Below are 14,191 nucleotides of genomic sequence, written 5' to 3'. Positions count from 1 at the left end.
ATACTTGCGTCCATTTTCTTTTTTGGTTACTATAATCGTAGTAACCAAAAAAGAAAGCGTGGGGAAAGACTTGAATTTTCGTGTTTATATTTTAGCTATCGCGGCTTTTGTAGTCGGAACGGTTGAGTTAATTATAGGAGGAACGCTCGATTTAATTGCCAATGATTTAGGAGTATCTATTAGCGCAGCTGGTCAGCTTATAACAATATTTTCGGTAGTATTTGCTTTGTCAGGTCCAGTTTTATTAGCTGTGACAGGGAAGTTTGAAAGAAAAACATTGTATGTTGGAGCATTATCGATTTTCTTAATCGGAAATATTATTTCCGCGTTTAGTGTGAATTACGGAATGCTAATGTTCTCAAGGGTTATTTGTGCGGCAAGTGGTTCATTAATTATTGCGCTATCGGTAACACTTGCTTCTAGTGTAGTAGAACCGCATTTTCGTGCGCGTGCAATTGGAATCATTTTTATGGGAATTAGTGGATCACTTGTACTTGGAGTACCGCTTGGTCTTGTACTCGGAAATGCATACGGATGGCGTGCACCATTTGTATTAATTTCTGTATTAACAGTTATGGCAATAGCTTGTATTTCATTGTTCTTAACGAAAGTACCACCGACATCGGTATTATCAATAAAAGAACAACTTGCTACTTTAAAAGATAAAAAAATTGTAAGTGCACAGTTAACATCATTTTTGTTTTTAACGGGGCATTTAACATTGTATGCATATTTAACACCGTTTTTAAAAGATGTCATGCATGTTGAAGCAAACTGGATAAGTGTGTTTTACTTTATTTTCGGAATCGCAGCAGTAATTGGCGGCGGGTTCGGTGGATGGCTTGCTGATAAATGGGGATCGAAGAAAAGTATTATCTCGATTATTATCGTATTTGCATGTGCAATCTTCATACTGCCATTAATGACATTCTCATTCCCGCTCTTCATCATTATGATGGGACTTTGGAGTATGCTGAGCTGGGCGATTTCACCAGCACAGCAAAATTATTTAATTGAAATTGCACCGGAATCAGCTGGTATTCAGCAAGGTTTAAATAACTCTGCGCTTCATTTAGGAATTGCACTCGGTTCAACAGTAGGCGGAGTTGTTATTGAAAAATCATCTGTTATGTATAATGCTTGGGTAGGCGGTGGCTTTATTATATTAGCACTGCTTTGCGCGATTTTCTCGATTACGAGAGGACGCTCTACTCAGTTCGTAAAAGAAGAATCTATCGTTTGATAGGTTCTTTTTTTATTTGTAAAAAATTGCAGGTTTTAGTAGGTAAATGGAGAAAAGGGTATATAGCGAGGTGATAGTATATGGATTATTCAATTATTGGTTTTATATTCACAGTATTGCCGTTATTTGTAGTTATCATTGTTTTTAGATGGATTCGTTTCATCTATCAAAATTCAGAGAAACAGGTAGAGCAAAATGAGAAAATCATTGAGCTGTTGATGGAGATAAAGGAACAAAATAAAAAGGAGTCTAAGTGAAAAACTAGACTCCTTTTTATTATTTAATTAGTACCTCAATTTCATCAACAAACTCTTAATTTCCTCATCTTCCATAAAGAGATCGTGGTGCTTCTGGGTAATCTTTGCAAGTGCAACGTCGTGATAGAAAAATTCTGTAAAGAACTTTACGAAAGGTTGTGACATTGTTTTCATCGCTTGCCATGACTCTTGTTCTACGCCAGCAAATAAAATTTCACGATCGTCAACGATGAGTAGCAAGTAGCGCTCTAATGCATTAGGTTCTTCAGCTGGGATTAGAAAATGCATGTTTTCTAAGTCTGTTTCTACTTCTCCAACAATAAGGGACTCAATTTGAACACCTTGTTTTGCTTTTTGTTCTAGTAAAGGAAGATATTCTAAAAGAGTATCATTCCAAGCTGAAATACGGATTGATTCTTTTGCACTTTCAATGAGTTCTTTACTTTGAACTCGAATAGAAGATTGCATTTTTAAGCTCCACACACGGTCATCTGTAAATGATTTTTTTGATATATTTGTTTCCAGTTCTTTAATATTTGATTGGAATTCTGTCGTTAATTTTTCAATTGCTAGCTTTAGTGGTAATGCTGTATACAATTTTTTCTTTTCTGAAACAGAATCCATTACCATTCCTTTATCGATTAGGCGTGCTAGCACTTCATATATTTTTGCTTTTGGAACACCTGAATGCTTCACAATCGTTGTAGCATCTAATGGTTCATTGCTTGATACGACAACTTCATAAGCTTGGCTTTCATATTGTGAGAAACCGAATTTTTGTAACATAGTTCCCTCCGAACGAATGAGATTATATTTTAAGGATAATGAACTATTTGTTTTTGCACAAGTGGTAGTCCTTTTTCTAATTGTATTAAGGTGAGAATTAATTTCAATTTTTTAATTTTATCTATTATACTTAATATAATGATTAATAAGATTTTAATTTAATGCGAAGGGGATGCTTTGGGGGAAATGTTAAGAAGTTTACGTTTAAAAATTGCGGTAGTGTTTTCAGTACTTATTTCTATGATGTTCGTAATATTGGGTACAGCTGTGTATCAATTACAGAAAGAAAAGGAAGTGCGTTCCTTAGACGAGTATTCTCAAAATGCGATGGATCTTGTGACAGAGCAACTTACGACATTTGTTCAAAGAACGGATGAAGATATGGGGTATTACGCGAACAGTGAGATGATTCGTAATATACTTCAAGGTGGGGTTACTCCAGAAGAGGAAGCGTTTTTAACGAAAGAGTTTGCGGAGTATAAAAAGAATCATCCTGGTATTTTAGATTTATATATTGGTACGAAAGATAAAAAAACATTAAGTGCCAATCTTGCTGAAGGTGGGCAAGTGCCAGAAGGATATGATCCAACGACAAGACCATGGTATAAAGATTCAGAGGCTGATGTAAAAAAGGTCCATTGGGGACAACCTTCTTATGAAATTGCAACAGGAAAGTTAAGTGTAGGTGTTTCTAAAGCAATTACAGCTCAAGATGGGTCTGTATTAGGCGTTGTTGCGATGGATGTATCGCTTGGTACGATTCAGAAGTTGCTTCACAATATTCAATACAATAATGACGGAGAAATGTTTATTATAAATGATAAAAATATGGCTCTTGTTTATCCAGAAAAGATAGGGAAAGATGTTTCTAAAGAGCCACTTATACAGAGCTTAAATAAAGAGGTAACAAAATATGCGGTCACTACAATAAAAGGTGAAGATGTAGTTGTTTATAGTCAATCATTTGACACGATGAAATGGACGATAGGAATCTTTTATCCGAAAGAAACGATCGATGGGCTATTAAATAGTACGAGAAATACAGTTATTATAATGGCATGTATTAGTTTATTAGTTGGAATCGTAGCTTCCTACTTGTTCTCAAGAAGATTAGCAAGACCACTGCAACTATTAAAGAATCACGTGCAAAAAGTAGCAGAAGGCGATTTAACGCTGCGAATGAAAGTGACAAGTAAAGATGAAGTTGGAGAGTTGACTAAGCACTTTAATGATATGGTTGAACAAATGAATGAAATGGTAAGTAAAATTAAAAACAGCGTATCAACGGTGCAACAATCAACGAATAGTTTACATTATTTAACGAACGAAACAGTAGCGGCTAGTAGAGAAGTTTCAGGAGCGATGGATGATGTGAGCGGAGGAGCTTCTACTCTTGCGAATAGTGTGGATGAAGTTTCAGCTCAGCTCGAGAATATGGCGGAGTCAGTAGAACAAATGAATAGCTCCGTTGGTGAAATAAAAGGAGTGGCTGGCAAAGCGGAAGAGGCATCTAAGCAAGGATTAAATACAATGAGGAATTTAATCCGTACGAGGGGACAATCATCTTCGATTGTTGTTCATACAGAAGAAGCATCGGATAAGTTAGAACAAAGAGTTGGATCGATTCAAAATGTTGTTGAGCTTATAAAAGGTATTTCGGATCAAACAAATTTACTTGCTTTAAATGCATCGATTGAAGCTGCCCGTGCAGGTGAGCAAGGTAAGGGATTTGCGATTGTTGCTGAAGAGGTTCGGAAATTAGCGGAACAATCAAAAGAGGCAACCGGAGAAATCACAATGATGATTGGTGATGTACAATTAGAAGTAAAAAGGGTTGTAGAAGTTGTAAGTAAATTGAAAGACATTGCAGATGTGCAAAATAAAGTGACGACAGAGGCGGAAATGGAGTTCCGTACAATTATGTCAGTTGTAAATACGATTAGTACTTCAGTTGAAAAAATTGTAGAAGAGGTACATAACATAGGTTATGAGCAAGGGGAAATTACAGCGGTAATGCATACAATTGCTGGTACGAGTCAAGAAAGTGCAGCTGTTTCTGAAGAGGTACATGCTGCAACGGAATCACAGGTGAATCATTTAGAAAAGGTAGCTCACACGATGGAAAGTTTGACAGAACATATGAGAGATTTAGAAAGATTAGTCGAGCAGTTTAAAGTGGAAGAGTAACATATTAGTAAAATGATGAGGATTTCGGTAAAATAGACAATGGATATATAAGAAACGATTATAGGAGGAAGACTACTATGGCAATTGTTGATGTATCGATTATTCCAGTAGGAACAGGTAATCCAAGTGTTAGTGAATATGTAGCAGAAGTACAAAAGGTGCTAGAGAAAAATGCAGATCGCGTGAAGTATCAATTAACACCGATGAATACAATTATTGAAGGAGATCTTCCTGTCATTCTAGAAGTAATTCAACAAATGCATGAAGTTCCATATACGAAAGGTGCACAGCGTGTTGCAACAACTATTCGTATTGATGATCGTCGTGATAAAGTAAGCACAATGGAGAAAAAATTAAACTCTGTTCGATCAAAATTATAAGAAAAAGCAGCGATCTTCGCTGCTTTTTTCATATAGGAGGTAAATAAAATGAGTGAAAAGTTTAACGAGCAGTTTGATGGTTTACTGGAGAAATATACTGAGCTGTTACTTGGAGAGAGCAATGAAGAGAGAAAAGAACAGGTACAGAAGTGGGCACTGTATTCTTACATAGCTAAGACGATGCCAGCTTTAGTAAAGCATTGGAATGAAACTTATCCAGATGCGAAAGAAGAGATGGTACAGTTAATTACAGATATTAAAAGGCTGAATGAAGAGAAGCGAAATGAGCAATAAAAAAACTTGAGGTAAATATAATCGCAAGTTTTCTGTATTAATATCCTTATATAATTTACATGGAATATAAAGGATTTTCTAGGCATGTCGAATATTTTCGACATGCCTATTTTATACCTATTAAACTCCATTTTTCTAAATGTCGAAAAATATTTCAGGTATATTTATAAGCAGAAATATAGGTTTTTAAATGTTTTTATAGTATTTTATAAATTATCTAAATAATTATTTGTATCCAATAATTTTAAACAATGATATAATTTTGAAGAGGGGTAAAAAACAGATAAATTACAGTCATAGGGGTGAATTACATGGAACAATTAATGCGAAATTCGTTTCTTTTCTTATCTAAAAATAAAGCGCTAACAAAACTGGCTAAAAAGTACGGTTTACGCTTTGGTGCAGGTCGCTTCGTCGCAGGGGAGACGATTGAATTAGCGACAGCTGCCATTCAACAATTAAATAAGCAAGGTCTTTGTGTAACAATCGATTATTTAGGTGAATTCGTTGATAATGAAGCGGAAGCAAATGAAATGGCTAACCAATCGATTGAAGCGATCCGTGCAATTGGAAGAGAAGGTCTTGATTCGCAGCTTTCTTTAAAGATGACTTCTATGGGATTAGATATCTCTGATGAAATCGTAATGAACAATATGCGCCGTATTTTAGAAGCTGCAAAAGAAAATGGTGTGTTCGTTACAATTGATATGGAAGATTATACACGCTGCGGTAAAACAATTGATATCTTTAAACAATTAAAATCTGAGTACGATAATATTGGTACTGTTATTCAAGCTTACCTATATCGTACAGAAAAAGATATTGAGGATTTAAATGCTTATAAACCTAATTTACGTCTTGTAAAAGGAGCTTATAAAGAACCTGAAGAAGTGGCGTTCCCGGACAAGAAAGATGTAGATGACAATTATAAAAAGATTATTAAAATGCACTTATTAAATGGAAATTATACTGCAATTGCTTCACATGACGAAGCGATTATTGAATATACAAAAAAACTTGCTGAAGAACATAATATTCCAAGGGATCAATTTGAATTCCAAATGTTATATGGTATTCGTAATGAGCGTCAACTTGAGCTAGTAAAAGAAGGTTACAAAATGCGTGTTTACGTACCTTATGGAAACGATTGGTATGGATATTTCATGCGCCGTCTAGCAGAGCGTCCAGCAAACGTTGCGTTCGTATTAAAAGGTATGGTTAAAAAATAACCAAGGAGAAAATACTCCTTGGTTATTTTAATTGCTGAAATGCATAATGTGCCATTTTCTTCGTATCAGGATATAGTTGCGCGCGAGTAGAAGATAATACGACGTTAATGACGCGTTTACCGTCTTTTTCATCCACTGTTACGACTGTATATTTTCCGAGTGCTGATAGACCGCTTTTACTTCCAATCGCATATGGATCGTCATATAGTTCTTCTCGTCCGTAGTTTGCGATGTTTGGAGAGCGTTCTGAAGTATGTAGAGTTGTACGTGTTGAATTCATATATTCTAAAACAACTGGATACTTTAATGCTTCTTTCGTAATAATAGCAATGTCATATGGCGATACTTTATTTCCAAGTGCATCAGCACCACTTGCGTTCTTGAAAGTCGCATGCTTTGTACCGAGTTCCTTCGCTCTAGTATTCATCATTTTCACAAATTCATTTTTTGATCCTGCAATATGTTCTGCGATGGATTCAGCTATTGGATCTGCACTAATGATAAGCATCAGTTTTAATGCCTCATCACGTTTTAACTTTTCCCCAGCACGAAGTTTAATTTTCTTACTTTGACTTTCTGTTTTAATTGCGTTTTCTGTAACTGTAATTTCTTCATCTTCTTTTACATTCTCTAGTAAAAGAAGGGTTGTCATCATTTTGGCTATACTAGCCGGATAAGAGCGTTCGTCTTCGCGTTTTCCATACAAAACTTCACCTGTGTCTGCATCGATTGTAACTCCATATTGCCCAGTAATGTTAGGTTGATCAGCTCTTACAGCTTGTTGCCTTTGTGCATAAGAGAAGAAAATCATCCCTGTAAATAGTGTGGCAATCATTACAATCATAACTATTGTTCGTTTCATTATAATTCCCTCATTTGTTACAAATAAATTGGGCAGAAAAAGCAGCCATTAATCATTATGCCACGTTCTCTGCCCAAAAATATAGCGTTATTTTTCGCCCATATTATGCTTTTTATATTGTTGGTTATTACCTTGGCGTCCTTTTTCAACACCGTGGTTATGCGGACCTGCGTTTCCAGTTACACTAGCTGCACTAATTCCAGCCTTTGAAGGGTTCTTCTTAAGTTTTGCCATATATATTCCTCCAGTTTCGTCAGATTATAAAAAGGAAAAGTGCATTTAAACAAAGAAAATACACATGTATAGCATAGCCAAATAAAAGAAAAATATTTATTTCAGAAAATTTTATCAATAAATATATTGCGAAAATTTAAACAGTATCATATATTTATTAGTAGAGGCTCACTCATTGATTGCGACTTATGTCGAAAAATTGAATGAGCATTCATTCAAGAATAGGGGGAGAATTGGATGTTCCAAATTAAAAAGGCTGCTGTTCTAGGTTCAGGCGTAATGGGTTCGGGAATTGCGGCACACTTAGCTAATATTGGTATTCCGACATTATTGCTTGATATTGTACCACCTGCGCTTACGAAAGAAGAAGAAGCGAAGGGACTTACATTAGAACATAAAAGTGTGAGAAATCGTTTTAGTAATACGGCTGTGCAAAAACTATTAAAGCAAAAACCAGCTCCTCTGACAGTGAAAGGAAATTTAGCACTGATTGAAGCAGGTAACTTAGAAGATGACCTTGAGCGTCTAGCTGATGTAGATTGGATTATTGAAGTAGTAGTTGAAAACTTAGATATTAAAAAGAAACTATTTGAAAAAGTAGATGCGGTTCGTAAACCGGGTTCTATCGTAAGCTCGAATACGTCAGGTATTTCAGTTGAAAAAATGGCAGAAGGTCGTTCAGACGACTTCCAGAAACACTTCTTAGGCACACACTTTTTTAACCCACCACGATATTTAAAACTTCTAGAGGTAATACCGACGAAAGAAACAGATCCACAAGTATTAAGCTTCATGAAACTATTTGGCGAAGACGTTCTTGGAAAAGGCGTTGTTATCGCAAAAGATACACCAAACTTTATTGGAAACCGCATCGGTACGTACGGTTTACTTGTTACTCTTCAAGAGATGGTAAAACGCGGCTATAGCATTGGGGAAGTTGATTCTGTAACAGGCCCACTTATTGGTCGTCCGAAGAGCGCAACGTTCCGCACATTAGATGTTGTCGGTTTAGATACATTCGTACACGTTGCAAATAACGTATATGAAAATGTGCAAGAAGAAGAGCGTGATGTATTTAAAGTACCAGCTTTCATGCATGACATGCTGGAGAAAAAATGGCTTGGAAGTAAAACGGGTCAAGGCTTCTTCTTAAAACAAGGAAAAGAAATTTTAGAATTAAATCCTGAAACGATGGAATACGAAGCGCGTAAAAAATTAAAAGCTGCATCCGTAGAGTTAAGTAAACAAGAAAAAGGATTAGCGAATAAATTGAAAGCGCTTGTATACGCAAAAGACCGTGCAGGAGAGTTATTATGGAACATCATTACACCAACTCTTTTATACTCTGCAAAACTTCATAAAGAAATTGCTGACGATATCGTTGCAATTGACCAAGCGATGAAGTGGGGCTTCGGATGGGAGCAAGGGCCATTTGAAGTGTGGGATGCAATCGGCGTTGAAAAATCTGTTCAAAAGATGGAAGAAAACGGCGTAGTTGTTCCTACTTGGGTGAAAGAAATGTTAGAGAAAGGTTTCACTACTTTCTATAAACATGATAACGGCGATAGCTACTATTACGATAATGGCGAATATAAGCTAATCGAGCGTAATAAAAAAGCAATTTCTCTTAAGCAATTAAAAGCGAAAAATGGTGTATTAAAGAAAAATAGCGGAGCGAGCTTAATTGATTTAGGCGACGGCATCCTTTGCTTAGAGTTCCATTCGAAGAGCAATGCAATCGGTATGGATATTACGCAAATGATTAACTACGCTGTTGATGAAGTAGAAAAGAATTATAAAGGTCTTGTTATCGGTAACCAATCGAAGAACTTCTGCGTTGGTGCGAACCTAGCAATGATCTTAATGGAAGCACAAGACGACAACTACTTTGAAATTGAGTTAGTTGTGAAAAACTTCCAAGATGCAATGACGAAAATTAAGTACTCTTCTAAGCCAGTTGTAGCAGCACCATATGGTATGACGCTTGGCGGAGGTACAGAAGTTTGCTTACCAGCAGCGAGCATTCAAGCTTCTAGTGAAACGTATATGGGCTTAGTAGAAGTTGGTGTTGGCTTAATCCCTGGCGGAGGCGGTAATAAAGAGCTATACATTAAACACTTAAACAAAATGGCAAACGGTGTAGAGTTTGATCTGCAAAAAGTTGCAAATAAAGTGTTCGAAACAGTCGCAATGGCGAAAGTTTCAACTTCAGGACAAGAAGCAGTTTCTCATAACTTCTTAGGTGATAAAGATGGTATTAGTGTGAATGGTGATCACTTACTATACGATGCGAAACAGAAAGCACTTGCTTTATATGAAGCTGGTTACAAAGCGCCAATCCGCAAAAAGATACCAGTTGTTGGGGAAACAGGATATGCAACTCTTGCACTTGGTGCAGAAGCAATGCATTTATCTGGTTACATTTCAGAGTATGACCTTCACATTGCGAAGAAACTTGCATATGTCATTGCGGGCGGAAAAGTACCGTACGGAACAGAAGTTGATGAGCAATATTTATTAGATGTAGAACGTGAAGCATTTATTAGCTTAGTAAGTGAGATGAAATCACAAGCAAGAATGCAGCACATGCTTGTAAAAGGAAAGCCATTACGTAACTAATAACGAGGGGAGATATCGTTCATGAGAGAAGCTGTCATTGTTGCGGGAGCAAGAACACCAATTGGAAAGGCAAAGAGGGGTTCATTAAAAACAGTTCGTCCTGACGATCTAGGGGCGTTAGTAGTAAAGGAAACGTTAAAGCGTGCGAATTATGAAGGACCAATCGATGATTTAATTTTCGGTTGTGCGATGCCAGAAGCAGAGCAAGGTTTAAATATGGCTCGTAATATCGGCGGATTAGCAGGACTTTCTTACGATGTTCCAGCTATTACGATTAACCGTTACTGTTCTTCAGGTTTACAAAGTATCGCTTACGGAGCAGAGCGTATTATGCTTGGTCACTCTGAAGCTGTATTATCAGGCGGAGCAGAATCAATGAGTTTAGTTCCAATGATGGGACACGTTGTTCGTCCGAATAGTCGCCTTGTAGAAGCGGCTCCAGAATATTATATGGGTATGGGACATACAGCAGAGCAAGTTGCTGTGAAATATGGAATTTCTCGTGAAGAGCAAGATGCATTTGCAGTAAGAAGTCATCAACGTGCTGCGAAAGCATTAGCTGCAGGAAACTTTGCTGATGAAACAGTACCTGTAGATGTGACGTTACGCTCGGTTGGATCAAACAATAAACTGCAAGAAGAAACAATCACTTTCGCACAAGACGAAGGTGTAAGAGCAGAGACGACGCTAGACATTTTAGGGAAATTACGTCCAGCATTTAACGTTCGCGGTTCTGTAACAGCTGGTAATTCTTCACAAATGAGTGACGGTGCAGCATCTGTACTATTAATGGATCGCGAAAAAGCAGTGAGCGATGGCATGAAGCCACTTGCGAAATTCCGTTCATTTGCAGTAGCTGGCGTACCACCAGAAGTAATGGGAATCGGCCCAATCGCTGCAATTCCAAAAGCGCTAAAACTAGCTGGCTTAGAGCTATCTGATATTGGCTTATTTGAACTAAATGAAGCATTCGCTTCTCAATCAATTCAAGTTATTCGTGAACTTGGTTTAGATGAAGAAAAAGTAAACGTAAACGGTGGTGCAATCGCACTTGGACATCCACTTGGCTGTACAGGGGCAAAACTAACACTATCTCTTATTCACGAAATGAAACGCCGCAACGAACAATTCGGTATCGTAACAATGTGTATCGGCGGCGGAATGGGAGCAGCGGGAGTATTTGAATTACTTTAAAAAGTGCAGGTGGCTCGTTTAGAACAGGAGGGAGTTGGAAGCCCTGACGAAGAGGCGCTTTTTGCCTCAAAGGAAGGGGGGAAACGACCGACTGTTTTAGCCACTGGAACTGGATTATAAAAAAAGTGGAAGCGGTTCGCTCAGAACGAGACGCTGCCAATGCAAAGAATGGAAGCAACAAAGGTTTATAAAAAAAGGGAGAGCCAGCTTCTTTCAAAAAGAGAGAAGCGGCTCATGAAAATATGAAGGAGGAAATTTTCATGGAAAAAACAGTAGGAAATGCGGTTAAAGGCGGTAGCTTTTTAGTAGATGAGATTACGATTGATCAAGTGTTTACGCCAGAAGATTTTTCATCTGAGCATAAAATGATTGCAAAAACGACAGAGGACTTTATTGTAAATGAAGTTCTTCCAGAGCTTGAATATTTAGAGCAACATGAGTTTGATCGTTCAGTTCGTCTTTTAAAAGAAGCTGGGGAACTTGGTTTATTAGGCGCTGACGTACCAGAAGAGTACGGCGGAATTGGTCTTGATAAAGTAAGCTCAGCGTTAATCGCAGAGAAATTCTCTCGCGCTGGTGGCTTTGCAATTACTCACGGTGCTCACGTAGGTATCGGATCTTTACCAATCGTATTATTCGGTAACGAAGAGCAAAAGAAAAAGTATTTACCATTACTTGCAACTGGTGAAAAATTAGCTGCATACGCATTAACAGAGCCAGGTTCAGGATCTGACGCATTAGGTGCAAAAACAACTGCACGTTTAAATGCAGAAGGTACACATTACGTATTAAACGGTGAAAAACAGTGGATTACAAACTCTGCATTCGCTGACGTATTTATTGTATATGCAAAAATCGATGGAGAGCACTTCTCAGCATTTATCGTAGAGAAAGACTACGCTGGCGTATCTACAAGCCCAGAAGAAAAGAAAATGGGTATTAAATGTTCTTCAACTCGTACGTTAATTTTAGAAGATGCGTTAGTACCGAAAGAAAACTTACTTGGTGAAATCGGTAAAGGTCATATTATCGCATTCAACATTTTAAATATCGGTCGTTATAAATTAGGTGTTGGTACAGTTGGATCTGCGAAACGTGCAGTAGAAATTTCAGCACAATATGCAAACCAACGTCAACAGTTCAAACAACCAATCGCTCGCTTCCCATTAATTCAAGAGAAACTTGCGAATATGGCAGCAAAAACATATGCAGCTGAAAGCTCTGTATATCGTACAGTAGGTTTATTCGAAAGCCGCATGAGCACATTATCTGAAGAAGAAGTAAAAGACGGTAAAGCAGTAGCAGCTTCTATCGCTGAATATGCAATCGAGTGCTCTTTAAACAAAGTATTCGGTTCTGAAGTATTAGACTATACAGTAGATGAAGGTGTTCAAATTCACGGTGGTTACGGATTTATGGCAGAGTACGAGATTGAAAGAATGTACCGTGATTCTCGTATTAACCGTATTTTCGAAGGAACGAACGAAATTAACCGCCTAATCGTACCAGGTACGTTCTTACGTAAAGCGATGAAAGGTGAATTACCACTTCTTCAAAAAGCACAAAAATTACAAGAAGAGTTAATGATGATGATGCCAGAAGAAGTAGGCGATGAGCCATTAGCACTTCAAAAGTATTTAGTAACTAATGCGAAGAAAATCGGCTTAATGGTAGCTGGATTAGCGGCTCAAAAATACGGTAAAGCATTAGATAAAGAGCAAGAAATTCTTGTGAATATCGCTGACATCGTAAGCAATCTATACGCAATGGAATCAGCTGTTCTTCGTACAGAAAAAGCGATCAAAACAACTGGTCTTGAAAAGAATAAACAAAAAGTGTTATACACTGAAGTATTCTGCCAAGAAGCATTTAACGAAATCGAAGCAGATGCGAAAGAAACACTTATCGCAGTTGAAAACGGCGACATGCTGCGCATGATGTTATCATCATTACGTAAATTAACTCGCCACACACCACTTAACGTAATTCCGAAGAAACGTGAAATCGCTGCGAAAATTTTAGAAGATGAGCGTTACACAGTTTAATATCTTTAAAGAACAGTAGTCGTTTATACGGCTACTGTTCTTTTTTTGAAAAAAATTTTTTTAGTGACATAAAACTAATACCATTAGTATAATAAAACTAATGGTATTAGTTTTTGTGAAAAGGGAGATGGGACTATGAGGATGATACATGAAAAAACGGTATATCAATTGTCATTTTTGCCAAGAGTGTTTCCTGTGAATTGTTACTTTGTGGAGGAAGAAGCTGGTTTAACTTTAATTGATGCGGCTTTGCCATATAGCGCAAAAGGTATTTTACAGGCGGCTGAGAAAATAGGAAAACCAATTACTAAGATTGTATTAACACATGCGCATGATGATCACATCGGTGCATTAGACGCATTAAAAGAAGTACTTCCTCATGTTCCAGTCTATATTTCTAAGCGGGACGGAAAGCTGTTAGAAGGAGATACGACGTTACAAAAGGATGAACCGAATACGCCAATAAAAGGCGGTGTACCTAAAAAGATAAAAACGGTACCTGATATTTTATTAGAAGATGGCGACCGAGTTGGATCGCTTCTTGCGATTATGACACCGGGACATACGCCAGGCTCCATGTCGTTTCTTGATGTAAGAAATAAAGCTCTTATTGTCGGAGATGCATTCCAAACAAGAGGAGGTATGGCTGTTTCAGGACAAATGAAATTTTGGTTTCCGTTTCCGGCGATGGCAACGTGGAGCAAAGAAATATCATTACAAAGTGCACAGAAGCTAAGCGAATATGAGCCTTCCTTGCTTGCGGCAGGACATGGAAAAATGATAAACGATCCAGTGGCTTTCATAGAGCTTGCTATTAAAGAAGCGAAGCGGAATATAGAAAGTAGAAAAGAGGGTTAATTG

13 protein-coding genes are annotated in these 14,191 nt (G+C 37.5%); 10 read left to right on the top strand and 3 right to left on the bottom strand.

Features of this window, described 5'->3' with window-relative positions:
* Positions 1 to 4 precede the first annotated feature (4 nt).
* Both BC_RS24990 and BC_RS27800 read left to right on the top strand, forming a co-directional pair.
* A complete protein-coding gene (locus tag BC_RS24990) occupies positions 5 to 1,243 on the top strand; it encodes an MFS transporter (RefSeq protein WP_164928339.1) in 1,239 nt (412 codons plus the stop codon).
* Between the two features lie 80 nt (positions 1,244 to 1,323).
* Positions 1,324 to 1,500, top strand: coding sequence for a hypothetical protein (locus BC_RS27800; RefSeq protein ID WP_000386584.1), 177 nt, complete (start codon positions 1,324 to 1,326; stop codon positions 1,498 to 1,500).
* Positions 1,501 to 1,527: 27 nt separating this feature from the next.
* On the opposite strand, the gene BC_RS24985 is transcribed toward BC_RS27800, so the two are convergent.
* The gene (locus BC_RS24985; RefSeq protein ID WP_000939479.1) at positions 1,528 to 2,286 is read right to left on the bottom strand and encodes a TrmB family transcriptional regulator; all 759 of its coding nucleotides are present in this window, start codon (positions 2,284 to 2,286) and stop codon (positions 1,528 to 1,530) included.
* A 186-nt stretch (positions 2,287 to 2,472) separates the two neighbouring features.
* On the opposite strand from BC_RS24985, the gene BC_RS24980 reads away from it, so the two are divergent.
* The 4 genes from BC_RS24980 (at position 2,473) to BC_RS24965 (ending at position 6,376) form a co-directional block, all read left to right on the top strand.
* Positions 2,473 to 4,473: a methyl-accepting chemotaxis protein gene (locus tag BC_RS24980; protein ID WP_033685530.1), complete on the top strand. Its 2,001-nt coding sequence runs from the start codon at positions 2,473 to 2,475 to the stop codon at positions 4,471 to 4,473.
* 77 nt (positions 4,474 to 4,550) lie between these two features.
* Positions 4,551 to 4,853 carry an MTH1187 family thiamine-binding protein gene (locus BC_RS24975; RefSeq protein WP_001018860.1) on the top strand — a complete coding sequence of 101 codons (303 nt, stop codon included), beginning with the start codon at positions 4,551 to 4,553 and terminating at the stop codon, positions 4,851 to 4,853.
* Positions 4,854 to 4,901: 48 nt separating this feature from the next.
* Positions 4,902 to 5,147, top strand: coding sequence for a YusU family protein (locus tag BC_RS24970; protein ID WP_001290594.1), 246 nt, complete (start codon positions 4,902 to 4,904; stop codon positions 5,145 to 5,147).
* A gap of 311 nt (positions 5,148 to 5,458) precedes the next feature.
* Complete coding sequence (locus BC_RS24965) at positions 5,459 to 6,376, top strand: proline dehydrogenase family protein (protein WP_000436783.1); 918 nt, start codon at positions 5,459 to 5,461, stop codon at positions 6,374 to 6,376.
* A 22-nt stretch (positions 6,377 to 6,398) separates the two neighbouring features.
* On the opposite strand, the gene BC_RS24960 is transcribed toward BC_RS24965, so the two are convergent.
* Positions 6,399 to 7,238, bottom strand: a complete 840-nt coding sequence (locus BC_RS24960) for a D-alanyl-D-alanine carboxypeptidase family protein (protein WP_000831463.1) — start codon at positions 7,236 to 7,238, stop codon at positions 6,399 to 6,401.
* Between the two features lie 87 nt (positions 7,239 to 7,325).
* Positions 7,326 to 7,472, bottom strand: coding sequence for a YuzL family protein (locus tag BC_RS24955; RefSeq protein WP_001096344.1), 147 nt, complete (start codon positions 7,470 to 7,472; stop codon positions 7,326 to 7,328).
* A 237-nt stretch (positions 7,473 to 7,709) separates the two neighbouring features.
* Between BC_RS24955 and BC_RS24950 the strand changes: the two genes are divergently transcribed.
* The 4 genes from BC_RS24950 (at position 7,710) to BC_RS24935 (ending at position 14,188) form a co-directional block, all read left to right on the top strand.
* Complete coding sequence (locus tag BC_RS24950) at positions 7,710 to 10,091, top strand: 3-hydroxyacyl-CoA dehydrogenase/enoyl-CoA hydratase family protein (protein ID WP_000486377.1); 2,382 nt, start codon at positions 7,710 to 7,712, stop codon at positions 10,089 to 10,091.
* Positions 10,092 to 10,112: 21 nt separating this feature from the next.
* On the top strand, positions 10,113 to 11,285 hold the full coding sequence (locus tag BC_RS24945; RefSeq protein ID WP_001206324.1) for an acetyl-CoA C-acetyltransferase: 1,173 nt from the start codon (positions 10,113 to 10,115) through the stop codon (positions 11,283 to 11,285).
* Between the two features lie 242 nt (positions 11,286 to 11,527).
* Positions 11,528 to 13,330 (top strand): acyl-CoA dehydrogenase family protein, encoded by a 1,803-nt coding sequence (locus BC_RS24940; RefSeq protein ID WP_002025016.1) that lies wholly within the window; start codon positions 11,528 to 11,530, stop codon positions 13,328 to 13,330.
* A 135-nt stretch (positions 13,331 to 13,465) separates the two neighbouring features.
* The gene (locus BC_RS24935) at positions 13,466 to 14,188 is read left to right on the top strand and encodes an MBL fold metallo-hydrolase (protein ID WP_001242338.1); all 723 of its coding nucleotides are present in this window, start codon (positions 13,466 to 13,468) and stop codon (positions 14,186 to 14,188) included.
* Positions 14,189 to 14,191 lie beyond the last annotated feature (3 nt).

Source organism: Bacillus cereus ATCC 14579 (assembly GCF_000007825.1).
GTDB classification, from domain to species: domain Bacteria; phylum Bacillota; class Bacilli; order Bacillales; family Bacillaceae_G; genus Bacillus_A; species Bacillus_A cereus.
Note: the sequence above shows the minus strand (reverse complement) of the source record. Positions and strands in the feature narration are given on the sequence as shown.

Excerpts from the sequence above, each read along its gene's own strand:
- BC_RS24960 (WP_000831463.1), bottom strand. The coding sequence starts at position 7,238 with ATGAAACGAACAATAGTTATGATTGTAATGATTGCCACACTATTTACA.
- BC_RS24970 (WP_001290594.1), top strand. The coding sequence starts at position 4,902 with ATGAGTGAAAAGTTTAACGAGCAGTTTGATGGTTTACTGGAGAAATAT.
- BC_RS24945 (WP_001206324.1), top strand. The coding sequence starts at position 10,113 with ATGAGAGAAGCTGTCATTGTTGCGGGAGCAAGAACACCAATTGGAAAG.
- BC_RS24935 (WP_001242338.1), top strand. The coding sequence starts at position 13,466 with ATGAGGATGATACATGAAAAAACGGTATATCAATTGTCATTTTTGCCA.
- BC_RS24955 (WP_001096344.1), bottom strand. The coding sequence starts at position 7,472 with ATGGCAAAACTTAAGAAGAACCCTTCAAAGGCTGGAATTAGTGCAGCT.
- BC_RS24985 (WP_000939479.1), bottom strand. The coding sequence starts at position 2,286 with ATGTTACAAAAATTCGGTTTCTCACAATATGAAAGCCAAGCTTATGAA.
- BC_RS24950 (WP_000486377.1), top strand. The coding sequence starts at position 7,710 with ATGTTCCAAATTAAAAAGGCTGCTGTTCTAGGTTCAGGCGTAATGGGT.
- BC_RS24965 (WP_000436783.1), top strand. The coding sequence starts at position 5,459 with ATGGAACAATTAATGCGAAATTCGTTTCTTTTCTTATCTAAAAATAAA.
- BC_RS27800 (WP_000386584.1), top strand. The coding sequence starts at position 1,324 with ATGGATTATTCAATTATTGGTTTTATATTCACAGTATTGCCGTTATTT.
- BC_RS24940 (WP_002025016.1), top strand. The coding sequence starts at position 11,528 with ATGAAGGAGGAAATTTTCATGGAAAAAACAGTAGGAAATGCGGTTAAA.
- BC_RS24975 (WP_001018860.1), top strand. The coding sequence starts at position 4,551 with ATGGCAATTGTTGATGTATCGATTATTCCAGTAGGAACAGGTAATCCA.
- BC_RS24980 (WP_033685530.1), top strand. The coding sequence starts at position 2,473 with ATGTTAAGAAGTTTACGTTTAAAAATTGCGGTAGTGTTTTCAGTACTT.